The sequence below is a fragment of the uncultured Anaerovibrio sp. genome (assembly GCA_902786545.1).
Classification (GTDB): domain Bacteria; phylum Bacillota; class Negativicutes; order Selenomonadales; family Selenomonadaceae; genus Anaerovibrio.
The window spans coordinates 1-23,605 of the sequence record CADACU010000005.1; the positions used below are offsets into that span (position 1 = coordinate 1).

The 23,605-nt window shown below is 46.1% G+C and carries 19 protein-coding genes; 17 read left to right on the forward strand and 2 right to left on the reverse strand.

Features of this window, described 5'->3' with window-relative positions; all coding sequences use genetic code 11:
- The 16 genes from QZV24_RS01675 to QZV24_RS01745 form a co-directional block, all read left to right on the forward strand.
- Window positions 1-385: tetratricopeptide repeat protein (locus QZV24_RS01675; RefSeq protein WP_294519174.1), on the forward strand; the 385-nt coding region annotated here is incomplete at its 5' end.
- 82 nt (window positions 386-467) lie between these two features.
- The gene (locus tag QZV24_RS01680; RefSeq protein ID WP_294519177.1) at window positions 468-1,316 is read left to right on the forward strand and encodes an LPP20 family lipoprotein; all 849 of its coding nucleotides are present in this window, start codon (window positions 468-470) and stop codon (window positions 1,314-1,316) included.
- A 59-nt stretch (window positions 1,317-1,375) separates the two neighbouring features.
- Window positions 1,376-1,930 carry a hypothetical protein gene (locus tag QZV24_RS01685; RefSeq protein ID WP_294519180.1) on the forward strand — a complete coding sequence of 185 codons (555 nt, stop codon included), beginning with the start codon at window positions 1,376-1,378 and terminating at the stop codon, window positions 1,928-1,930.
- 250 nt (window positions 1,931-2,180) lie between these two features.
- Window positions 2,181-2,453 carry a hypothetical protein gene (locus QZV24_RS01690; protein WP_294519183.1) on the forward strand — a complete coding sequence of 91 codons (273 nt, stop codon included), beginning with the start codon at window positions 2,181-2,183 and terminating at the stop codon, window positions 2,451-2,453.
- Window positions 2,437-2,715 carry a DUF4160 domain-containing protein gene (locus QZV24_RS10565; RefSeq protein WP_363137730.1) on the forward strand — a complete coding sequence of 93 codons (279 nt, stop codon included), beginning with the start codon at window positions 2,437-2,439 and terminating at the stop codon, window positions 2,713-2,715. Before QZV24_RS01690 ends, QZV24_RS10565 begins: the two co-directional genes overlap by 17 nt.
- Before the next feature lie 166 nt (window positions 2,716-2,881).
- The gene (gene leuS / locus QZV24_RS01695; protein ID WP_294519186.1) at window positions 2,882-5,362 is read left to right on the forward strand and encodes a leucine--tRNA ligase; all 2,481 of its coding nucleotides are present in this window, start codon (window positions 2,882-2,884) and stop codon (window positions 5,360-5,362) included.
- Between the two features lie 222 nt (window positions 5,363-5,584).
- Window positions 5,585-6,808, forward strand: coding sequence for a serine/threonine transporter SstT (gene sstT, locus QZV24_RS01700; protein ID WP_294519190.1), 1,224 nt, complete (start codon window positions 5,585-5,587; stop codon window positions 6,806-6,808).
- 119 nt (window positions 6,809-6,927) lie between these two features.
- On the forward strand, window positions 6,928-8,937 hold the full coding sequence (locus QZV24_RS01705) for a HAMP domain-containing sensor histidine kinase (protein ID WP_294519193.1): 2,010 nt from the start codon (window positions 6,928-6,930) through the stop codon (window positions 8,935-8,937).
- 261 nt (window positions 8,938-9,198) lie between these two features.
- A complete protein-coding gene (gene uvrB / locus QZV24_RS01710; RefSeq protein ID WP_294519195.1) occupies window positions 9,199-11,265 on the forward strand; it encodes an excinuclease ABC subunit UvrB in 2,067 nt (688 codons plus the stop codon).
- 16 nt (window positions 11,266-11,281) lie between these two features.
- A complete protein-coding gene (uvrA, locus tag QZV24_RS01715) occupies window positions 11,282-14,113 on the forward strand; it encodes an excinuclease ABC subunit UvrA (protein ID WP_294519197.1) in 2,832 nt (943 codons plus the stop codon).
- A gap of 341 nt (window positions 14,114-14,454) precedes the next feature.
- Window positions 14,455-16,266 (forward strand): excinuclease ABC subunit UvrC, encoded by a 1,812-nt coding sequence (gene uvrC, locus QZV24_RS01720; RefSeq protein WP_294519200.1) that lies wholly within the window; start codon window positions 14,455-14,457, stop codon window positions 16,264-16,266.
- Window positions 16,267-16,278: 12 nt separating this feature from the next.
- Window positions 16,279-17,133 (forward strand): PHP domain-containing protein, encoded by an 855-nt coding sequence (locus QZV24_RS01725; RefSeq protein WP_294519203.1) that lies wholly within the window; start codon window positions 16,279-16,281, stop codon window positions 17,131-17,133.
- A 290-nt stretch (window positions 17,134-17,423) separates the two neighbouring features.
- Entirely contained in the window at window positions 17,424-18,377 is a 954-nt protein-coding gene (locus tag QZV24_RS01730; RefSeq protein WP_294519206.1) for a malate dehydrogenase, read from the forward strand.
- A 198-nt stretch (window positions 18,378-18,575) separates the two neighbouring features.
- Window positions 18,576-18,836, forward strand: coding sequence for a hypothetical protein (locus QZV24_RS01735; RefSeq protein WP_294519208.1), 261 nt, complete (start codon window positions 18,576-18,578; stop codon window positions 18,834-18,836).
- 4 nt (window positions 18,837-18,840) lie between these two features.
- Window positions 18,841-19,344, forward strand: a complete 504-nt coding sequence (gene tadA, locus QZV24_RS01740; protein ID WP_294519211.1) for a tRNA adenosine(34) deaminase TadA — start codon at window positions 18,841-18,843, stop codon at window positions 19,342-19,344.
- 62 nt (window positions 19,345-19,406) lie between these two features.
- Window positions 19,407-20,681: a dicarboxylate/amino acid:cation symporter gene (locus QZV24_RS01745; protein ID WP_294519214.1), complete on the forward strand. Its 1,275-nt coding sequence runs from the start codon at window positions 19,407-19,409 to the stop codon at window positions 20,679-20,681.
- Window positions 20,682-20,733: 52 nt separating this feature from the next.
- Here the strand turns inward: QZV24_RS01745 and QZV24_RS01750 are convergent, their stop codons facing one another.
- Both QZV24_RS01750 and QZV24_RS01755 read right to left on the reverse strand, forming a co-directional pair.
- Entirely contained in the window at window positions 20,734-21,438 is a 705-nt protein-coding gene (locus tag QZV24_RS01750) for a tetratricopeptide repeat protein (RefSeq protein ID WP_294519217.1), read from the reverse strand.
- Window positions 21,439-21,462: 24 nt separating this feature from the next.
- A complete protein-coding gene (locus QZV24_RS01755) occupies window positions 21,463-22,593 on the reverse strand; it encodes an HAD family hydrolase (protein ID WP_294519220.1) in 1,131 nt (376 codons plus the stop codon).
- 144 nt (window positions 22,594-22,737) lie between these two features.
- On the opposite strand from QZV24_RS01755, the gene ispE reads away from it, so the two are divergent.
- Window positions 22,738-23,604 carry a 4-(cytidine 5'-diphospho)-2-C-methyl-D-erythritol kinase gene (gene ispE, locus QZV24_RS01760; protein WP_294519223.1) on the forward strand — a complete coding sequence of 289 codons (867 nt, stop codon included), beginning with the start codon at window positions 22,738-22,740 and terminating at the stop codon, window positions 23,602-23,604.
- The last annotated feature ends 1 nt before the right edge of the window (window position 23,605 follow it).

The following is a 23,605-nucleotide window of genomic DNA, read 5'->3' on the forward strand; positions in this document are numbered from 1 at the left end:
AGGTGAATACCAAAAGGCTATCGAAAATTTAGAAAAAGCCATAAGCCTTAAACCAGATTGCGCAGCGGCTTATGGCAATATAGGGTATGTATACGATGAACTAGGTGAATACCAAAAGGCTATCGAAAATTCAGAAAAAGCCATAAGCCTTAAACCAGATTGCGCAGCGGCTTATAAAAATATAGGGTATGCATACAATGAACTAGGTGAATACCAAAAGGCTATCGAAAATTTAGAAAAAGCCATAAGCCTTAAACCGGATTATGCAGTGGCTTATCGTAAGATGGCTGTCTGTTATAAGAATTTAGGTAATATTGAAAAGGCCAATGAATACTATGAAAAAGCTTGCTCATTAGACTCTAAGCTAAGAAATAAACCAATCTGATGGGAGGGAGGAGAGTTAGGCGTTAATAGCATTTCTTGGCAAGGATGGGTTATGTTAAATGATTGTATAGGGGGTAAAAATAGTGAAAAAACTAATGTCTATTTGTTCAGCATTGTTAATTCTTTTAATGTCAGCGGTGGCCTTTGCTAATGTGGATATCAGCACTGGTGTTGTGACTGCCGAAGGTGTGGGAGCAGCGGGACAGATGGCCACTAATGGCTATCGGGCTGCCAAGGTCGATGCCATGCGCAACCTATTGGAACAGGTTGGCAGTGTCCGGGTGGACAGTCAGACTATTGTACGGGATTCTATTATTGAAAGTGATATTATAAGGACTCAAATAAACGGCGTGGTAAAGGGAGCTAAGGTAATAAATGAATATCAGGATAGCTCCGGGTATTTCCATGTTGTAGTGGAGTTGCCAGTTTATGGTGAAACCAATTCCTTGGCTTCCGCAGTTATACCTAAAAGGGAAAAGGTAGACTTCCCAGAGCCGGAGGTATTTGCAGCTCCAGCCCAGACTTCTACTACTACCGTTATTACCAGCACCACAATAACTACTCCAGGTGGTAGCCCGGTGCCAAGTGCCCCAGCAAACAACAATGCAATTTATACCGGCGTTATTGTTGATTGTCAGGGCTTGGGGTTGGAGACCGCTATGGCCCCAGGAATATTTGATCCAAATCATAAGGTCGTATATGGCTTACAGAACTTCTCCCATGACCAGATAATCGCCAAAGGCTATGTAGGTTATTCCAAGAGCGTTTCCTCCGGTGTAGAGCGTGCCGGAAGCAACCCATTGATTATCAAGGCTGTAAGAGTAGAAGGCTTCTGTAACCCGGTAATTTCCGAGGCAGATGCTGTAAAACTTTTACAGGCCAATAAAGTCTCCGGATTCTTAAACAAGGCTAATGTGGTGTTGGTTAAGTAACACTATGAATGATGTGATGTGTAGTTGGATGATTTAGATAGGTGATTGGGGGGATAGGATTGGCTGAAAATGTTAAAGGCGAAGAAATTAAGCAAAAGTGTAAAAGTGATTGCAATGATTTTTGGGAAATAACCCAAGATTATGGTAATGAAATTGATTGTAAAATATCCTCAAAACCACGATGTTGGTGGAAAAAAATGAAGATTTTTGCTAATGAAAATATACTTGATAAGTATATCGACACGTATAAAAAAATTGAAGGTTATTATTATTCTAATAATCAAGCTGATGGTCACCTTCAAGCTATTAGAGCAATTAGAGCGTTATATAAAGCTGATAATGATACACGAGCTTTCTTTTGGGGATTCTTTTTAGGCGTGGTTGGCCTGGGCATTGCAATTATAACATGTTTTCATGGAAATGATGAAAATACGTTTTGCAGTTTGTTTTCCGTTTTAGTACTGCTGGTTGTTTCCCTTTTTGCATTTGCATATTTATTCAAGAATGTAAGTATAAAACAATCTGCTGTAAACGATGCAGTAGAAGCATTTGAAAGACAAGAACCTCGAATAAGAGATATCAAAAATATTAAGGAAGCTAAGCAAGATAAATAAGTTAATCCCTCCCATTAGTTATTCGGAAACGCCGACTAATTTCGTCTGTCATCTGCCAGTAGAATAATAGAAAAAGTTTCATGCCGCCAGTTATGTTTTTAGCTGGCGGCATGAAATTGTGGCAGGACTTTATATGTCCATCATAGCATTTGCCTGATTACCGGGTAAGTGCTTTATTTTATGTAACGGTTGTCTTTACTATTCTTTAATATTGGCGGTATAATTGATATAGAAAGAGGGGTGGGGAATTATGATGTATCCTTTTATGACCTTGGATGATAACACAGAGATTGTACATTCTGAAATGTTGCCTGATAATAGAGTAAAGGTCTATGTTGAAAAGCCTGATGCAAAGGATTGCTTTCATGATATGACTTGTTTTTTGCCAAGCTATGAGATAGAGAGCGTCAATGGCTTTTCAGAGGAAGAGGTTGCCGGGTATATGGAAATAATTCGCTCTACGGCGCATCTTATTATCGAGTTTTCGCAGGAGGGTGGTTTTTCCAATGCCTCAGGTCTTTAAGATTGGTCCGTATTGGATTTATTTTTGGGCTGACGAAAGTAAGCCTTTAGAACCAATACATGTTCATGTATCAGAGGGAAATCCTACTCGAAATGCTACTAAGATATGGATAACAAGTACTGGAAAATGTCTGTTGTGCCACAATAAGGGGCGTATTCCGGAAAAAGCTTTGCGGAATATTATGAGAATGATTGAGGCTAGAGCTGATAGTGTGGTAAAAAAATGGGTGGCCTTTTTTGGCACAATTACTTATTATTGTTGATGGTGCGAATAGATAAAGTCCTATGAAAAATGCAAGCGAACTTGCAAAAGTCATAGGACTTTTTGTATGAAACGGATAATACTAAACGATTTGCCAGCGGACCGTTCATAATATATAATATTACACGTCATTGATTGTAAAAAATATTCGTATGGGGGGCTTTATTGTGGAGAAATACATGCCACAACAAATAGAAAAGAAATGGCAGAAAAAGTGGCTGGAGTCCAAGGCTTATAAAACGGAAATGGACCCAAAGAAGCCAAAGTATTATACCTTGGAAATGTTTCCGTATCCATCCGGAAATCTTCACATGGGCCATGTGCGCAATTATTCCATAGGTGATGTGCTGGCCCGTTACAAGACCATGGAGGGCTTTAATGTCATTCACCCAATGGGCTTTGATGCCTTTGGCATGCCAGCGGAAAATGCCGCAATAAAGCATGGGGTAAAGCCATCTGACTGGACTTATTCCAACATGGACAACATGAAACGCCAGCAGCGGGAAATGGGACTGTCCTATGATTGGGACCGGGAAGTGGCTACCTGTCGCCCTGATTACTATAAGTGGACCCAGTGGCTGTTCCAGCTGTTTTACAAGCGGGGGCTGGCCTACAAGAAGAAGGCTTATGTAAATTGGTGTGAAACCTGCGGCACAGTATTGGCCAATGAGCAGGTTATTGATGGTCTGTGCTGGCGCTGTGATAATGAAGTAGTGAAGAAGGATCTGTCCCAGTGGTTCTTCAAAATTACTGACTATGCTGATGTTCTTTTGAAGGATTTGGACCTGCTGAAGGGGTGGCCAGAGCGGGTTAAAATAATGCAGGATAACTGGATTGGCCGCAGCGAAGGTCTGGAGTTTGACTTTGATATTCCTGACCTGAAGGAAAAGCTGTCGGTATATACCACCCGTCCAGATACGGCCTATGGCGTTACCTTTGTCGCCCTGGCTGCTGAGCATCCATTGGTGGATAAAATATGTGAAGCAAATCCGGATAAAGCGGAGGAAATCAAGGCCTTTGTCAAGAAGGTACAGAGCCAGTCCGATATTGAGCGTACCTCCTCCGAGTCGGAAAAGGAAGGCGTAGGTACTGGTGTATATGTAATCAACCCATTTAACGGTAAAAAAGCCGAGATATGGGTAACCAACTATGTATTGGCTGACTATGGTACTGGTGCTGTTATGGGTGTACCGTCAGAAGACCAGCGTGACTGGATGTTTGCCAAGAAATACAATCTGGACATTATCATCACCCTGCAACCGAAGGATCAGACCTTGAAGCTGGAGGATATGACCGAAGCCTATGTGGATAAGGCCGGTGTGTTGGTAAATTCCGGGGAATTTGATGGCCAGGACATAAAGACTGCCATGAAGGGCATTATGGATAAGGCGGAAAAGGAGGGCTTCGGCAAGCGCCGGGTAAATTACCGCCTCCGTGATTGGCTGATTTCCCGCCAACGGTATTGGGGTGCGCCAATTCCGGTTATTTATTGCGAAGACTGTGGTGAACAGTTGGTACCAGAGGATCAGCTGCCGGTTATGCTGCCGGAAAATGTCAACTTTGAGGCCGGAGCAGTATCACCACTGGCCCAGTGCGAGGAATTTGTGAATTGCACCTGCCCGAAGTGTGGTAAGCCAGCCAAGCGGGAAACCGATACTATGGATACCTTTATCTGTTCTTCCTGGTATTATCTGCGTTATACTGATCCGAAAAATGATCAGAAGCCATTTGACAAGGATAAGGTAAATTATTGGGCACCGGTGGATCAGTACATCGGTGGTATTGAACATGCTATTCTTCATCTGCTGTATTCCCGGTTTGTTACCAAGGTGCTGCGGGATGAAGGGCTGGTAGATTTTGCTGAGCCATTTAGCAATTTGCTCACCCAGGGAATGGTACTGAAGGATGGCAGCAAGATGTCCAAGTCCAAGGGCAATGTAGTATCGCCGGAGGAAATCATCGGCCAGTACGGGGCCGATACCGCCCGTTTGTTCATTATGTTTGCGGCACCGGTAGAGCGTGATTTGGACTGGAGTGATGAGGGGGTAGCCGGTTCCTTCCGGTTCCTCAACCGTGTATGGCGTATTCTGGGTCAGTTCGAAGATAAGATTAAGAGTGCAGCGGATGAGTACGATATCAGCAGCCTGACTGCCGAGGAAAAGGACCTGCGCCATGTACTCCATGTGACCATCAAAAAGGTAACCGAGGATATTCGGGACCGGTTTATGTTCAACACGGCCATCAGTTCCATCATGGAGCTGGTGAACGAGTTCTACAAGTTCCAGAACAGTGCAACAGTTAATGCCGGTCTGGTGCGGGAAGTAGCCGTAAATCTCTTGAAGCTGTTGGCTCCATTTGCACCGCATATGACCGAGGAACTGTGGTCTGAGCTGATTGGCGATGGCAGCGTTCACGCCCAGAAGTGGCCGGTATGCGATGAAGCGGCTACCGTTACTGCTGAGGTGGAAATCGTACTCCAGATTAACGGCAAGGTTCGTGACCGCATTATGATTGCCACCGGGATCAGCCGGGAGGAAATGGAAGCGGCGGCCAAGAACAACAGCCGGGTACAGGAGCTTACAGCGGGCAAGACTATTGTTAAGATGATTTGCGTGCCGGATAAATTGGTAAATGTTGTAGTGAAGTAAATATACTATGTTTAACAGGTGTGGCAGATAAATATCTGCCACATTTTTTTGTGCCGACAGTACACTTTTCTTCTATGAGAATACACATAGGGCGGATTTTTAGTATATGTGTCCATACCGGGTGGATTTTTCTTGACAGGCTAGTTGGGGATAGTTAGAATGTGTAACTAGGTGATGTATCACCTTGGTTTAATTTATTATTTTATGTGAGGAGTTTAGTTTATGAGTGCTACTTTTAGAAAATGGCAAAGTATCAGCCTGATTTTGCGAATTGTTATCGGTCTGGTTCTTGGTGCGATTTTGGCTACAGTGATTCCGGATAATGGTGTTGTTCCGGTTTTCGGTAGTATCTTCGTTGGTTTGTTGAAGGGGATTGCACCAATTTTAGTATTTGTACTGGTTATTAGTGCGTTGGCCAATGCCAGTGGTGACATCGGTGGACGCTTCAAGAATGTGGTATTCCTTTATGTGCTTGGTACTCTTTTGGCAGCTTCGGCTGCAGTTATTTGCAGCTATGCAATGCCGGTAGGTATGGTGCTGACTGATGCCGCCAACAACACCCCACCAAATGGTATTGGTGATGTAATAAAGACGATTATTACCAATATGGTGGCCAACCCAGTATCCGCTCTGATGAATGCCAATTATGTAGGCATACTCTGCTGGGCCATAATTTTCGGTATGGGCTTTAAGCGGTTGGCTTCGGAAGGAACCAGGGCTCTGGTAGCTGAAATTGCCAGCGTTGTTTCCAAGGCTGTATATTGGATTATTCAGCTGGCTCCATTCGGTATCATGGGTCTGGTATTTTCCGCTGTGGCGGAAAGCGGTATGGCGATCTTCGTTGATTATGGCCGCCTGCTGATAGTGTTGGTTGGGGCAATGTTTATTATGGCCTTTATTGTCAATCCGTTGATTGTGTTTGCTTTTTTGAAGAAAAACCCGTATCCACTGGTTATGCAGTGCCTGCGTGAGTCCGGTGTTACTGCTTTCTTTACCCGCAGCTCTGCTGCCAACATTCCTGTAAATATGGAGCTCTGCAAGAAGCTGGGATTGGATGAGGATTTCTATTCCGTATCTGTTCCACTTGGAGCAACTATCAATATGGAAGGTGCGGCTATTACCATTACGGTTATGACCATGGCCGTGGCACATACTTTGGGTATTCAGGTAGATGTTCCTACGGCTATCGTTCTGTCTGTATTGGCTACTGTGGGTGCCTGCGGTGCTTCCGGTGTTGCCGGCGGTTCCCTGTTGCTTATTCCGATGGCTTGTTCCCTGTTTGGTATCTCCAATGATATTGCCATGCAGGCTGTTGGTGTTGGATTTATTATCGGCGTAATTCAGGATTCCTGTGAGACGGCCCTTAATTCTTCCACCGATGCGCTCTTTGCGGCAACGGCGGAATTCCATGAGCGGTTGTCCAACGGTCAGGAAGTAAATTTCTAAACTAAAAAATAATTAAAAAAGAGGATTTTCTATTGTGATGGTAGAAAATCCTTTTTATATTTGAAATGAATTTGGCGGATTATGCACTTTGGAAATCCCGAAGGATAGGAGAATCTAAAATGGACGAAAAGGCTGTAAATTCAAATAAAGCAGTAACAGAAAGCTCAGTATGGCTGGAGCGGTTGGCAGCGTTTTCCAATCCCCAGGAAGCGGCGATTTTTGCCGGAGAGAATGAAATAGTTGATTATTTTTTCCATCACAATATGGGAGCTATAATATATTTCACCTACAATGGTGGGATATTGCGGATGGAAAAGGGCAATGCGCAATATGAGAGGGAAATCAAACCGGACATTTCTTTTGAAGAAGTGGGTGGTGGCAGTGAGTGGCAGTTTTCTGATGAGCAGGAAGAGAAGCTCTTTGCCCAGATGCTGATTGCTGCCGAGGATAGCGGTCAGAATGCCGAGGGGGAAGTGTGGTTCCGTTCCTTTTCGCAATGCTGTGGTTTTCAGGCCTTTTGTATAAGCTTCCGACTCCATTTAGTAGCCAAATATCAGTCAGAGCGGCTTTTCTGTGCCCAGATACAGAATACTACCAAGCAAAAGCATGCCTTCCAAAATGTTTCGGATAACGAAAACAAATTTCGGGCAGCCGCAGATCACGCCAATATTTATGCCTGGGAATATGATATTGCCACCAAGGTAATGCGGCCGTGCTCGCGTTGTATGCGCGATTTGGATATGCCGGCTGTGGTGGAAAATTATCCGGAGCCGGTCATCGAGTCCGGATTGTTCCCTGAGGATTATGCGGATATGTATCGTCATTGGCATAAAAGACTTGAGCAGGGTGAATCCGGGATGCAGGCAGTTATTCCGTTAACAAAAGACCGTATACCCTTCCATGTGCGTTACACCACGGAGTTTGACAAGGATGGTAAGCCGGTACGGGCTTTTGGCTCAGCTACCTTGGCGGTGGATAACGAAAAGGAAGTCCAGCTAAAGGAAATTATTGCTACGCTGACAACAAAGTATGCCACTGTTTTGAAAATTGATTTGGCAACGGATAAGGCTGAGGCATTGAACATAGGTGAGGAATCCTCGGTGGCCGTGCAGGCCCATTATTATGATGACCAGACCTTTTCCTTTGAGGAAATTCTGCGGAAGTATATTGCTGATTATGTTCATCCAGATGATAAAACAACTTTGTTGCGGGTGCTGGACTTAAAAAATATTCGCAATGTGCTGACCCATGCCACGGCATTTTCCCATACTTACCGCATCATCCGCAAACAGAAGCCACGGTATATGCAGGTGCGGATTTTCGGCATGACGGATAAGAACAAGATTATCCTGGCCATTCAAAATGTGGATGAGGTTATGTCTTTACAGAGTCAGTCCGAGGACAAGCTAAAGCTGGATTTCGAATCAGTCAAGGCGGAACATGATATAAAAAATGCTCTGATAAACAATATGGCTGATAACGAAAAGGATGTTGTCAGCATTATGGAGCACCTCCTGACTGAGAATGACCAACTTGATGCAGAACATGTAAAGCGGCTGCGGATAAATGTTAAACTGCTGGAGGACCTGGCAGTTGATATTTTTGAAGCCAGTCATTTGGAGCAGATTGATGACGAGTCGGATAAAACTGGTTTTGAAATCAAGAATTTATTTAAAACTGTGGAAAATTTTGCCCAGGTTATTGCCGGGATGAAGGAAATTGACTTTATTGTTGATGAGGATTTCGATGGGGTGTCGGATACAGAGGTCTATGGCAATATGCTGTATGTAAAGCGCATATTATTTAATATTGTCCATAACGCCCTTAAATACAGTCCGGCCGGCAGCGAAATACATTGCGCAGTTGAGCTTAGGGAACATGGAGGACGACTGGCCTGCAAATACAAGGTGTCAGATGAAGGAATAGGTATTGCAACTGACTTTCAGCCACATATGTTTGACCCATTTACCCAAGAGAACCGGCAGGTGGACAACTGGGGCAATGGACAGGGGTTGGGACTGTATGTAGCCAAACAGTTGCTGGATAAAATAGGTGGAAATATAGCGGTATATAGCGCGGTGGATATTGGTACTATTGTGACAGTGAATATGTCCTTTGACATTGTTTGAGTATAAATTGAGGAGTGTAGATTGGCAAGGGGACTGGCGAAGACAGTCCCTTTTCTTTAATAGTAAAATGAGACTTATTCAGTGGGAGTTTTGTACTCCCACTGAATTTAGCCGAATAAATCCTGAGCTTATGGGTGCTCGACTCCCACCTTTGAGGAAGGAGTCTTAGCACCCGTTAGTGTAGGGTAAATTTATGTTGAATATACTTATTAACATAAGTATAATATGGATAGTATGTTCGATTAAAATGGAGCGGTAAATATGGAAAAAGTTCCTAAACTAAACAATATTGAATTTAACGAACAACAACCTTTTCGGGTAGTTGCTCCCTTTGAGCCTATGGGCGACCAGCCGGAGGCTATTAGTGATTTGGCGGCAGGAATTGATAACGGGCAGCAGGCCCAGGTGTTGTTGGGAGCTACCGGTACCGGCAAGACCTTTACCATCGCCAAGGTGATTGAAAAGGTGCAGAAGCCTACCTTGGTTATTGCCCACAATAAAACATTGGCTGCGCAGCTGGCCAGTGAGTTCAAGACATTTTTTCCGGACAACTATGTGGGCTATTTTGTGTCCTATTATGATTACTATCAGCCGGAGGCCTACATTCCATCCACGGATACCTATATTGAAAAGGATGCTTCCATCAATGATGAAATTGATGAATTGCGTCACTCGGCTACCTGTTCCCTGTTTGAACGCCGGGATGTCATTATTGTGGCCAGTGTGTCCTGTATTTATGGCTTGGGTTCGCCGGAAAGCTACCACGAAATGGTGCTGTCCATTCATAAGGGGCAGGAAATTGAGCGGGATGATATTCTGCGGCGGCTTGTTACCATGCAATATGATCGGAACGATCTGGTGTTGGAACGGGGGCACTTCCGGGCTCGGGGCGATGTGATAGAGATATTCCCGGCTGGGTACAACAACCGGGCCGTCCGCATTGAAATGTTCGGTGATGAGATAGAACGGATTTTGGAATTTGATGTGCTTACAGGGGAAGTGTTTGGGGAACGGACCCATTCCATGGTATTTCCAGCATCTCATTATGTTACTCCAAAGGAAGATTTGGAGATTGCCATGGGTACCATCCGGACTGAGCTGGAGGAGCAGGTGGCTTTCTTCAAGGCCAAGGGCAAGCTGGTGGAGGCCCAACGGATTGAACAGCGTACTAATTACGATTTGGAAATGATACAGGAAATGGGTTACTGCTCCGGCATCGAAAATTATTCCCGCCACCTGACTCAGCGGGCACCGGGAGAAGCGCCATATACCCTCTTGGATTATTTTCCTGAGGATTTCCTCATGGTTATTGATGAGTCCCATGTAACATTGCCGCAATTGCGGGCTATGTACGCCGGCGACCGCTCCAGAAAGGAGTCGTTGGTGGATAACGGTTTTCGCCTGCCATCGGCCTTCGATAACCGGCCCCTAAAATTTGATGAGTTTGCCAGCCGGATAAATCAGGTTGTATTTGTATCAGCTACGCCAGCCCAATATGAGCTGAGTCAGGCCCAGCAGGTGGTACAACAGATTATTCGCCCTACCGGGCTGTTGGACCCGGATGTGGAAGTGCGTCCACTGACTGGTCAGATAGATGATTTAATCGGAGAAATCAGGCTGCGGATTACGAAAAATCAACGGGTCTTGGTAACAACCCTTACCAAGAAAATGGCAGAAAACCTTACAGATTATTTGAAAGAAACCGGTATCAAGGTTCGGTATCTTCACTCGGATATTGCTACTTTTGAACGGGCTGAGATAATTCGGGACTTGCGGGCTGGCGCCTTTGATGTGCTGGTGGGTATCAATCTGCTGCGGGAAGGCCTTGATATGCCTGAGGTATCGCTGGTAGCCATTCTGGATGCGGATAAGGAAGGCTTTTTGCGCTCGGAGACATCCCTTATTCAGACCATTGGCCGGGCGGCCCGTAATGCCGAAGGCAAGGTTATTATGTATGCCGATGTGGTAACTGAATCCATGCAGAAGGCCATTGATGAAACCATGCGACGCCGTCAGCTGCAGGATGACTATAATCAGGCAAACAGTATAATACCGCAGACCATTATAAAGCCAGTTAAGGATTTGATTGAAACCACCCTGGTGGCGGAGGACAGTGCCGATTATCAGGCAACGGTGAAGAAGGGGCAGCGCCTAGGCAAGAAGCTAACCAAGAAGGAAACCGAGTCCCTTATAAAGGCCCTGACCAAGGAAATGCAGAATGCTTCCCGGGGCTTGGAGTTTGAACGGGCGGCCGAGCTAAGAGATATGATTTTTGAGTTGGAAGATTCACTGGGAAAGAAGACCGGTCGCAGGAAAGCCGGCTCATAATATTAGGAGATAATTTATGGAAAAATACATTCGTGTAAAGGGTGCCAGACAGCACAATCTGAAAAATATCAATGTGGATATACCTCGGGACAAGATGGTAGTGGTTACTGGTCTGAGCGGGTCCGGGAAATCATCGTTGGCCTTTGACACCATTTATGCCGAAGGACAGCGACGCTATGTGGAGTCACTGTCGTCCTATGCCAGAATGTTTTTGGGGCAGATGGACAAGCCGGATGTGGATTATATAGAAGGTCTTTCGCCAGCAATTTCCATTGATCAGAAAACCACCAGCCGCAATCCCCGGTCTACTGTGGGGACCGTAACGGAGATATATGACTATCTGCGTCTGTTGTTTGCCAGAGCTGGCCGGCCACACTGTCCCAAGTGTGGGAAACCGGTAAATCAGCAGTCCATTGACCAGATGCTGGAGCAATTACTGCAGTTGCCGGAACGGACCAAGCTGTTGGTGATTGCCCAGGTGGTACGGGGCAAGAAGGGCGAGCACCGGAAGCTTTTGGAGCATATTCGCAAGGAAGGATATGCCAGATTGCGGATTGATGGCGAAATCATGGAGGCCGATGAGGAAATCAATCTGGAGAAGAACAAGAAACACACCATTGAAGTGGTAGTTGACCGATTGATTGTCCGGGATGAAATCCGTTCCAGACTGGCTGAATCGCTGGAAGCCGCTCTAAAGCTGGGAGAAGGGGTGGCCTATGTTCAGGTGATAAATGGGGAGTTGCTGATGTTCAGCCAGAATTTCGCCTGTGTAGACTGTGGTATCAGTCTGCCGGAAATTGCTCCCCGAATGTTTTCCTTTAATAATCCCTTTGGCGCCTGTCCGGCTTGCAGTGGCTTGGGCAGCCATAGTGAATTCGATATTGAGCTGGTGATGCCGGATACTTCGCTAAGCCTGGCCGAAGGCCTGGTTGCTCCCCTGAGCAGCAATCCGAAATCCTATACTATGTGCCAGATGGCTTCTATTGCTGAAGCCTATGGCTATACAATTGATACTCCTTGGGATGATATGAGTGTGGAGGCCCAGGAGGAGCTTCTCTATGGCACTGGCGACAAAAAGTACAGCTTTGGCTATGAAAATATGTTTGGTATTTATAAAATTCACACCGGCCCCTTTGAGGGGATAATGCCCTTGCTGGACCGCCGATATCGGGAGTCAGACTCGGATGCCATGCGGGAGGATATGGAAAACTATATGAGCATCAGCAAATGTCCGGTGTGTGGTGGGACTCGGCTGAAGCCAGAATCCCTGTCGGTGACCGTTGGTGAAAAGAATATTCATCAGGTTACAGAAATGACTATCCGGGATTGTGCGACATTTTTTGAAAATATCCAGCTCAGTGAACGGGAACAGAAAATAGCCCGGCAGATTTTGAAGGAAATTCAAGCCAGACTGGGCTTTTTGGTGACGGTTGGATTGGATTATCTCACCCTGTCCCGGGCCGCCGGGACTCTGTCCGGTGGGGAAGCTCAGCGCATTCGGTTGGCCACTCAGATTGGTTCCGGTCTGGTGGGGGTGCTGTATATTTTAGATGAGCCGAGTATTGGCCTGCATCAGCGGGACAACAGCCGACTATTGACTGCCTTGAAGAATTTACGGGATTTGGGCAATACCCTGCTCATTGTGGAGCATGACGAGGATACCATGCTGGCGGCGGACCATATTATTGATATTGGACCTGGTGCCGGAACGGAGGGTGGCCATGTTGTTGCGGAAGGTACTGCCAAGGCAATTATGAAGGTACCGGAATCAGTAACCGGGCAGTATTTGAGCCGGAAAAAATTCATTCCGGTGCCAAAAAAACGGCGGGACGGCAATGGCCTATTTTTAGAGATAATCGGGGCCAAGGAGAAGAATCTGAAAAATTTATCCGTAAAGCTGCCGTTAGGTACCTTTACGGTGGTTACGGGAGTATCCGGCTCCGGGAAAAGTACCCTTATAAATGAGATTTTATATAAAGGGGTGGCCTCCAAGCTATACCGTACCAAGGGTAAGCCAGGCCGGTTCAAGGAAATCAAGGGCTTGGAGAATATTGACAAGGTTATCGACATTGATCAGTCCCCGATTGGCCGAACCCCTCGGTCCAATCCAGCCACCTATACTGGTGTTTTTGATATGATACGCAGCCTGTTCAGTCAGACCACGGAGGCCAAGCTGCGGGGCTATAAGCCGGGGCGGTTCAGCTTCAATGTAAAGGGCGGTCGCTGTGAATCCTGTAAAGGCGATGGCATAATAAAGATCGAGATGCACTTTCTGCCGGATGTATATGTTCCATGCGAGGTATGCAAGGGGGCCCGTTACAACACGGAAACCCTGGAAGTGAAGTATAAAGGAAAATCCATTTCTGATGTGCTGGATATGATTATTGATGAGGCGGTGGAATTTTTTAAGAATGTGCCTCGTATTGCCAATAAATTACAGGTTCTAAAAGATGTGGGGCTGGGCTATGTAAAGCTGGGACAGGCGGCTACTACCCTGTCCGGGGGCGAGGCCCAGCGGGTCAAATTGGCTACGGAGCTGTCTAAGCGGTCCACCGGCAAAACCTTGTATATTCTGGATGAGCCCACCACTGGTTTGCATGCGGCAGATATTCACCGCTTGCTGGGCATATTGCAGCGCTTGGTGGATGGTGGCGATACCGTGGTGGTTATTGAGCATAATTTGGATGTAATAAAGTCCGCGGACCACATTATTGACTTAGGGCCGGAGGGCGGCGATATGGGTGGTACCATAGTGGTACAGGGCACACCGGAAAAGGTAGCCAAAAGCAAGAAGTCCTACACCGGCCAGTTCCTGAAGCCATTGCTTGAGGAAGGACATAATTCGTAATGCAAAATTAATTGCCTTCCCCTTTGGGAAGGTGACCGAAGGTCGGATGAGGTTTGCCCCCAACGGGAAATACCAAATCACTTTGTGCCAGCTGCAGGTCTAACGGGGCACGCTCTGAATAGCTAAGCCTTCCCCCTTGGGGAAGGTGGCACACGAAGTGTGACGGATGAGGTCTGAACCCGAAGGGGAATAGAGACTAAGTTCGCCCGGCGCCTTTGCTGGGGCTCACTAAGTGCCAAGGCAATCTGATGTCTCCTTATAGACACTCCAGCTGGCCTTACAAGCTTTTCCCTCAGGGGAAGCACACAAGTCCAACTACTTTATGATGGGAGCGTGACAGAATGAACAACATAATAGAGGAAAAGCTGGTCCTTCTGCCACATTCTCCCGGCGTATACATTATGAAGGATGCCAAGGGCAAAATCATATATGTGGGAAAAGCCATCAGCCTCAAAAATCGGGTTACGCAATATTTTCGGCAAAACAGTAGCCATTCACCGAAGGTACGGGCTATGGTGGCCCGCATTGAGGATTTTGAAACAATTTTGACGGGCACTGAGGTGGAAGCCCTTATTTTGGAATGCAATCTTATTAAGAAGCATAGGCCAAAGTACAATATCAGCTTAAAGGACGATAAAACTTATCCTTATCTGAAGGTAACCACCAATGAACCCTTTCCCCGGGTTCATATTACCCGCAAGGTGCAGCGGGACGGAGCAAAATATTTTGGCCCTTATACTAATGTTACGGCCCTGCATGAGAGCCTAAAGCTGTTAAAACGCTTATTTCCTATTCGCAGCTGCCGGCGGATGGATGCCAAACGACCGTGTTTGGAACATCATATTAAGCGTTGTCTGGCCCCTTGTGCCGGGAAAATTTCCCAAGCCGACTATCAGCTGATGGTGGATGAGGTGTTGATGTTTTTGGAGGGGCGCACCGAGCAGGTGGAAAAGAACCTTGAAAAGCGAATGGGCCAGGCAGCGGAACAACTGGAATTTGAAGAAGCCGGCCGATTGCGGGATCAGCTGCTGGCGGTACGGAAAATATCAGAAAAACAGCGAATAGTTACCGGTGTGGGGGATCAGGATGCCATTGGTATGGCCCGGTCCGCTATTGGGGTTTGCGTGCAGATTTTTTATGTTCGTAGTGGTAAAATGGTAGGCAGGGATCATTTTCTGTTGGATGGCAGCGAGGAAGAAACGGATGAGGCACTGCTGACGGCCTTTTTAAAACAATACTACAACCAAGCCACCTTTATTCCCCGGGAGGTTTTGCTGCCGATGGAAATCTCCGAGCAAAATCTGTTAGAGGAATGGCTGGGTGAGCAGAAAAAGACAAAGGTTATTTTGGCGGTACCGAAACGAGGGACCAAGCGGGATATTGTGGAAATGGCCATTGGCAATGCAGAAAAGGCCTTGGCCGATGAGAGTACACGAATTCAGCAGAGTGAGGCCCAGACCATTGGCGCAGTAAAGGAGCTGGGGGAATATCTGGGTTTGGTGCATCCGCCAACCAGAATGGAGTGCTTTGATATTTCCCACATTCAAGGTTCAGAAACCGTGGCTTCCATGGTGGTTTTTGAAGATGGCTCACCAAAGAAAAGTGACTATCGCCGGTTTAAGATAGCCAGTGCTGAAGGAAAACCGGATGATTTCAAATCCATGCGGGAGGTTACCACGCGTCGTTATGGGAAAAAAGATGTGGAATTGCCGGACTTGATTATTATTGATGGTGGCAAGGGCCAGCTCAGCTCAGCCCTGGAGATAATTCGTGGGGCCGGACATCTGATGGTTCCGGTGGTAGGCTTAGCCAAGCGCTTTGAAGAGGTGTTTGTGGAAGGGCAATCAGAACCGGTTATTTTGCCCCGCAACAGTCAGGCGTTGTATCTTATTCAACGGATACGGGATGAGGCTCACCGGTTTGCCATAACCTATCATCGGAGTCTGCGCAACAAGCGCAATCTGGTATCAGTGCTGGACAATGTGGAGGGAATTGGTCCAAAACGGCGGAAAATTCTTTTGGAGCATTTTGGCACATTGGCCAAAATCAAGGAAGCATCCGTGGAGGAAATGGCCGGACTGGATGGTATGAATTTGCCAACCGCCGAAGCAGTGTATAATTATTTTAGGTCCGGGCTAATCATACGAAGATAGAAGGCTGATATTATGATAGATTTACATGTTCACTCAACAGTTTCAGATGGTAGCTATACCCCCATGGAGCTAATGCGACTGGCTAGGGAACGGGGGCTGGAGGCAGTGACCCTCACTGACCATGAATCCATTGCGGGAAATGGGGAAGCGGCAGATGAAGCCAAAAAGCTGGGGGTTAATTTCATAAACGGTATGGAAATGACGGTGGCCTACGAGGACCACAAGCTGCATATCGTGTGCCTGGGCTTTGACGAGGCAAATCCTGCCTTTAAACAGCTCTACGGCAAAATTCGTCATAACAAGGAAAAGAATATGGATCAGGTGGTGGCATATATTCAAAACAAGGGCTTGGACATCACCATGGACATGGTAAGGAGTCATGCTGCCGTTCATCTGGACCGTTATGCCATTATGCGTACGCTGGTAGCTATGAATCTGCCCTGCCCAATAAAAAAGCTGTGGGATGAATATTTGAATCCGGGATTAAAGGCCGCCGGCGTTTATGGTGATATTTACGCTGAGGAGGCTCTGCCGGCAATCAGAAAAGCAGGTGGTGTAACATCTTTGGCCCATTATCATAAGGATATTGGCATGAAGGGCTGGTCCTGGGCAAAGAAGGAGGAGGCCCTAAAGGAGCTTATGTCCTTCGGCCTTGATGGCATGGAGAGGTATTATCCAAATTATTCCCCTGAGGACGGGGAATTTGCAGCCCGCATGATAGAGAAGTACAATATGCTGGCCACCGGCGGCACCGATTTCCACGGCGCCAACCGCCGGGGCATAGAGCTGGGCACCGGCCACGAGGGCAATATGAATGTTCCGTTTGAATTTTATGAAAAGATTTTGGCCCGTATAGGGCGTAAATAAAAAATACTAAGTTAATAAAATGTCCAAAGCGTAGAAACACTGCGGTTGAGATGAGTAATCATTTTGACCGCAGTTTTTTATACAACTCCCTAATAGCTGAAATTATATGATAAAGTAAAATGGGTATTCTAAATGATTGATAGAGTGTGGTATTTTATCACACTCTATTTTCTTATTACCGTGTATTTAATTGATTATTTCATAAGTATTTGTTATAATATCATTAGTTAAAGGTTCAGGCTGTGTAGGAAATCACAGCTTGTCATGAATAAAAGGAGGAATGTAAAATTATGAAAGTTACAGTTGTAGGCGCAGGTAATGTAGGTGCTACCGCAGCGAATGTTATCGCTAGCGCAGGTTATTGCAGTGAGGTAGTTCTTCTCGATATTAAAGAGGGCGTTGCTGAAGGTAAGGCAATGGATATGATGCAGACCTCTCAGATTCTCAACTTTGACACTACTATCACTGGTGTTACCAATGATTACTCTGCTACTGCAGGTTCCAAAGTTGTTGTTATTACTTCCGGTATTCCTCGTAAGCCTGGCATGAGCCGTGAGGACCTCATCGGCGTTAATGCTGGTATCGTAGGCAGTGTTATCGAGCAGGCTGTTAAATATTCTCCGGATGCTATCTTCATTGTTATTTCCAACCCTATGGATGCAATGACTTATTTGGCATTTAAGAACTCCGGCCTTCCTAAGAACAAGGTAATCGGTATGGGTGGTATGCTTGACAGCTCCCGTTTCCGTTATTTCCTTTCCCTTGCTCTGAAGGAGAAGGGCTATCCTGCTACTCCTACCGATATTGATGGCATGGTTATCGGTGGTCACAGTGACAAGACTATGGTTCCACTTGGTTCTATCGCTACATACAAGGGTATCCCTGTTACTCAGTTCCTGAGTGATGCTGAACTTGAGGATGCGATTGCTAAGACTAAGGTTGGCGGCGCTACACTGACCGGTCTGTTGGGTACTTCTGCTTGGTATGCTCCTGGTGCAGCTGCCGGAGAATTGGTTAAGTCCATTATCACTGACGGCAAGAAGCTCATCCCTTGCTGCGTATACCTCGAAGGCGAGTATGGCGAGAATGACCTGTGCATCGGTGTTCCTGTAGTTCTCGGTGAGAACGGTGTTGAGAAGATTGTTGAGCTGAAGCTTGAAGGTGTTGAGGCTGAGCGTTTTGCTGAGTCTGTACAGGCAGCTCGTAACACTCAGAACAACCTGGGCGATGCACTGAAGAAGTAATTCTTAAAAGTGAATATTATGCAATAACATAAAAGACCTGTAGCGCTGCTGCAGGTCTTTGTGTATTCAGGGAAAAATAACAGAATTTAATTTACCCCTCAATTATGTCGATATATTGTGCAAGAAAGATATTTTTTCACTAAGTTTATCTATTTGGAGGAAAAGAAGTTGTAGATGTTTTGAAACGGGGTGATCATCATGTTGGAAAAAGTTGGAAAAGTGGCCAGAGTAAAAGGCGTTGACTGCAATGTTAACAGTCCTTTCCTGCGGAAAAACAGCCGTGATGATCAGTATAATGGTAAATCACCGTTTCACAGAATGCTGGTGGAAAAAATGAAGGAACAGAACGGTGAGGTTGAGGTTCCGGAGGCTTATGTGTTGGATTGCCAAAAGGTTACCCAGTCCCTGTTTTATGTGAATGGGGTGGATTTGGGGTTCTTTAGCGGAGAGATAGGTTGAGTGTATGGTTTTAGATGATGAAAAGTTTATGCATCTTGCCCTGGCTGAAGCCGAAAAGGCTTACGAGCTTGGGGAGGTTCCGATAGGTGCCGTCCTTGTTGATGAGGACGGCACTGTTGTGTCTGTAGGGCATAATTTACGGGAAAGGGACAAGGATGCCACAGCCCACGCTGAGATGGAGGCTATTCGGGCGGCCAATAAACGACTGGATCGGTGGCGGCTGAGTGGGACAACACTATATGTGACGATTGAACCATGTCCAATGTGCGCCGGGGCTATAGTTAACAGCCGGATTGACCGGGTGGTATACGGAGGGGCTGATGTAAAGGCCGGTGCCGTTCATTCCATCTTTAATGTACTGACCAATCCTAACTTAAACCATCAAGTTGAGGTAACGGCCGGGGTGCTGGAGGATGAATGTGCAGGGATTATGAAACGGTTTTTCAAATTTCGTCGCCAACAGAATAAAGAAAAAAAGGTTCGTCTTGACATAAATAGGCATAAATAGTAGCATTATTTATATACCTATTGATTAGGTATGTAAATTGTGTGAAAGAGAGTGTGATGTTTATGTCGTCAGAAAATGATGTCAAGGAAAAGGCGCAGGCGGCTATGGACCAAACTGACCGTAAGGGGCAGGTCAAGCAGATGGTTCTTTGGTTTGGCGCACTGATTGTAGGTGGTATTTTAGGTTGGTGCAACATTCCTACGCTGAATGACGCCTTTAATTTTGTGGCCACGGTATTTACCAGACTGTTCCAGTTTGTAGCGGTACCGACTATAGCTTTGGCTGTTATTACCACTTTGTCTTCTCTGGGAGCCAAGAAAGAAACCGGACGGATATTCAGTCATGCAGTGGTGTATACGCTGCTTACTACCTTTGCAGCAGCTGCTGTGGGATTGGCCTTATATATTTCCATTGCACCGGAAAATCTGCCAGCAGATGTGATTGGGGCTGGTGTGGCTGATGTTCCGGATAAATTAGGCAAGCTATCATACTATGATCATTTCTTGTCCGTAATTCCAAATAATATTTTGCAACCGTTCATTGCCGGCAATGTACTGTCTGTACTGTTGATTGCCTTTGCCGTTGGTTTGGGCTTGGCTTTTATGCCGAAATCCGAAAATACCGAAATGCTTTTAAAGGTAATCAATGGCTTGCAGGAACTGCTCTTTACCTTGATTAAGGGGATTGTTTGGGCCCTGCCGGTGGGCATCTTGGCCTTTGCCGGTCAGCTGGCGGCTCAGATAGAAGCCGGTGTTATTGTAGGTTCCTTGGGAAAATATGTGGCAGTTGTAATGGGAGGCAATTTCCTTCAGTTCTTTATCGTATTGCCAATTTTCCTGCTTATTCGCGGGTTAAACCCTTTCACTGTTTTCAAGAAAATGGCTCCGGCTTTGGCTGTTGCCCTGTTTACCAAGAGCTCGGCGGCAACTTTGCCGGTTACTATGGCCTCGGCTGAGGATAATCTGAAGGTTAATAAAAAGGTATCCCGCTTTGTACTGCCAATCTGCACCACTATCAATATGAATGGTTGTGCTGCCTTCATACTGGTGACATCCCTGTTTGTAATGCAGAATGCCGGGTTTGAACTTAGCATGGGGACTATGCTGACTTGGCTTTTTGTGGCCGTTTTTGCGGCAGTGGGCAATGCCGGTGTACCGATGGGATGCTACTTCCTTACCTTGTCTTTGATGTCCTCCATGGGGGCTCCATTGGGGATAATGGGTGTCATCCTGCCAATTTATACCATTATTGATATGATTGAGACAGCAGAAAATGTATGGTCAGATTCCTGCGTATGCGCTATGACGGATAACGATTTAAAGGGAACACTGGATTAAGTTTTTCAATATAAAAGCTGGGTTTGAAACCCAGCTTTTTTTATGTCCGTTATTATATATCCCAATGAAGGTTATCCGGATTTGGCGTAGCTTTGTCGATTTCAGCCAATATCCAGGAAATATTTTCATGCTCTGCCGCAAAGGCCGTATCCAGCTTTTCTTTATATTCAGTGGTAATTTCCATGGATTTTAGGGCCATATGCATATAATCCTTGGCGATAAGCGCCACACCCTTTTCAGCAGCTAACTGAGCCTTGAACCGGTAGCCGTAATACAGGTAGCTGTTATGCTCGATGGGAATATCTTCAAAAACCTCGATTCGTTCATTTACTTCGGCTTCCGCCACTTCGGTCTGGTTTAGCAGATGCAGCAAATTCCAGCGCTCAGCCCACAGCTCACCCCGTAAAATGTATTTATACAGGAAATCATAGGACTCGGCGGCTTCAATGGCCAGATTGATGTGGTTGAGGGCATTTTCATAATCCTCTTCATCTTTTTCCAGCTGACTCAGATGCTGCATAGCATAGACCTTTTCCTCGATATCCTGGCTATCGGCTTCATCTGGCTCAACATCCTTTACGGAAATAAACAATTCCTTGGCCTGGGGCATTTTATTTATTTCCGGCATGGACAGAAAATGAGCCAGCCGGGCCCGGCAGTGCCAATCATCATAGCCCTTGGCAAATAGCTCAGCCGGTGGGTTGGCACTGGTGGCCAATACTATATCAACTAATTTGGCAAATTCCTCTTTATCCATTTTATTAACTCCTTTGGGATAGTCTTAGTAATTAAAGGTAAGCTGGTTGGCTATAATGCCGATAAGGGCCAGAATACCAGCCAGTATTGGTAGAATTGGGGCAAAGAAGGGCAGGGTGGTTTCTGCCACCAAATAACTTGTTATAGCCCCTAAAATCAGGTTGAACAGAACCACGAGAATGATACCGTTTTTCCGCTTGCTGTATGTGTAACGGGAAATATCGATGGCAGACAGGATGTTGCCAAAGTCCACGCTGTCAATGTACACATCACAGTCATTTTTTAGATGCTCCTCGGAAATGCTTAGCGCAAAGCTGATGTCAGCGCTCTGAGCCAGCACCACCGAATTGCGGGTAGTGGCAATGGCTCCCACCAGACTGTCCTTGGTCTTTAAGACGATAAACTCCTTGGCCTTTTCCATGGAGGAGAGTTCAGCTTTTACTGTTGGGATGCCGGCTTGACGGGCAATATAGCGGGCCGTGCTGCCAACTGTACTGGTAAAGATGCCAACGGACACTCCGTATTCATCCAGAGCCCGTACAGCACCGGGCACAGTTTCCCGAATGTTATCGGTAAATACGATGAAGCCTCGACAATAACTGTCAATACTGACAAAGGCAATAATATGTCCCTTGGCGGCCAACTGGTCAGCCTTGGTAAGTATTTCAGCGGATATCTTTACACCGTGATCCTTCAAAAAAGCCGCTGTACCAACTCGAATTTCCTGATGATTTATAAGGGCCTCTACACCTTTTCCTGGGACAGCATTGGTGGCAGATGCTTCCATAAGAGATAGCTGTTTATCATCGGCCCATTCCAGAATAGCTTCCGCTAACGGGTGTTTAACACCGGCTTCCGCCGAAGCGGCCAGAACAAGTAATTTGGATGGGGTAGTACCGGTGGGAATAATATCCGAGACAATAGGCACTCCCTTGACCACCGAACCGGACAGGCTGACGATTAACTGCCCCATAAGATTTAACAGAGGCAAAATCCGCCGGCTTTTTGGGCGAATTTTAAATTTTCGCATCACCCGCATTCCCTGCCATGGCAGCAGATATTTAATCAGTAGCAAAGCGATTAAGTTCACCACAAGAAAAATGGCAGCAACCATACAATATAATATAAGTCTATTTTCCAGCAATAAATCATACATATTTACACCAGCTCCTATTCCATAATTATCAAGGGAGAAAAAGTAAAAGTCAATAGTTGTTATTCGACTTGAAGAAAAATGTAAAAGTTGATAAAATCTAACCGTTAAATATTAAAGCATATTTTTTTGAAGGAGTCCTGAAAGGTGCTGTCCATTGACGCCAACGCGAAAATAAATTTGACCCTGGACATTCTGGGCAAACGAGATGATGGTTTCCATGAAGTAGCCATGGTGATGCAGGGGGTCAGTCTACATGATACGCTGCAGCTGGAGCAAATCGCTGCCGGTATCGAGCTGGAAATAGTCGGTTCTGATTTGCCGGCTGATAAGACCAACCTCTGTTATCGGGCTGCTGAACTGATAATGAAGGAGTATGGACTATCATCCGGTGTGAAAATAAAATTGGAGAAACGCATTCCTATTGCTGCCGGACTGGCTGGAGGCTCTACTGATGCTGCTGCTGTCCTGAAGGGCATGAATAGGCTGTTTGATCTGAAATTGACCGAAGACCAGCTATGCCTGTTGGGGGCAAGACTGGGATCGGATATTCCATTTTGCCTGATGGAAGGAACAATGCTGGCCACTGGCCGGGGCGAAGTTTTACAACGGCTGCCGGATGTACCGGAGATGGATATTGTACTGGCCAAACCGCAGGTGGGGGTGTCTACGGCTTGGGCCTATAAAACTTATGATGCGGGCTATACAGGAGCACATCCCGATAACAAGGCGATGTTGGCTGCTATAGAGGCTAAGAATATTTCATCAATAAGTAAATTGTTGTGTAATGTGTTGGAAAGTGTTACCATAAGTGAGTGTGCCATTATCGACACCTACAAGCAGACCATGCTGGAGGCCGGAGCACTGGCCAGTATGATGTCGGGAAGTGGCCCTACGGTGTTTGCCATTGCACCGGATAAAGCTGTGGCGGAGAAAATCGCCGAAAAAATCCGGGGGCTGGACAGTAAGGCGGCGGTATTTACCGCCAAAACCATTGGCAGAAATCGAGGTTAAT

Bases quoted from the DNA above. Each gene is read 5' to 3' on its own strand.
- QZV24_RS01690 (WP_294519183.1), top strand. From the start codon at position 2,181: ATGATGTATCCTTTTATGACCTTGGATGATAACACAGAGATTGTACAT.
- QZV24_RS10565 (WP_363137730.1), top strand. From the start codon at position 2,437: ATGCCTCAGGTCTTTAAGATTGGTCCGTATTGGATTTATTTTTGGGCT.
- sstT (WP_294519190.1), top strand. From the start codon at position 5,585: ATGAGTGCTACTTTTAGAAAATGGCAAAGTATCAGCCTGATTTTGCGA.
- QZV24_RS01705 (WP_294519193.1), top strand. From the start codon at position 6,928: ATGGACGAAAAGGCTGTAAATTCAAATAAAGCAGTAACAGAAAGCTCA.
- uvrB (WP_294519195.1), top strand. From the start codon at position 9,199: ATGGAAAAAGTTCCTAAACTAAACAATATTGAATTTAACGAACAACAA.
- uvrA (WP_294519197.1), top strand. From the start codon at position 11,282: ATGGAAAAATACATTCGTGTAAAGGGTGCCAGACAGCACAATCTGAAA.
- uvrC (WP_294519200.1), top strand. From the start codon at position 14,455: ATGAACAACATAATAGAGGAAAAGCTGGTCCTTCTGCCACATTCTCCC.
- QZV24_RS01725 (WP_294519203.1), top strand. From the start codon at position 16,279: ATGATAGATTTACATGTTCACTCAACAGTTTCAGATGGTAGCTATACC.
- QZV24_RS01730 (WP_294519206.1), top strand. From the start codon at position 17,424: ATGAAAGTTACAGTTGTAGGCGCAGGTAATGTAGGTGCTACCGCAGCG.
- QZV24_RS01735 (WP_294519208.1), top strand. From the start codon at position 18,576: ATGTTGGAAAAAGTTGGAAAAGTGGCCAGAGTAAAAGGCGTTGACTGC.
- tadA (WP_294519211.1), top strand. From the start codon at position 18,841: ATGGTTTTAGATGATGAAAAGTTTATGCATCTTGCCCTGGCTGAAGCC.
- QZV24_RS01745 (WP_294519214.1), top strand. From the start codon at position 19,407: ATGTCGTCAGAAAATGATGTCAAGGAAAAGGCGCAGGCGGCTATGGAC.
- QZV24_RS01750 (WP_294519217.1), bottom strand. From the start codon at position 21,438: ATGGATAAAGAGGAATTTGCCAAATTAGTTGATATAGTATTGGCCACC.
- QZV24_RS01755 (WP_294519220.1), bottom strand. From the start codon at position 22,593: ATGTATGATTTATTGCTGGAAAATAGACTTATATTATATTGTATGGTT.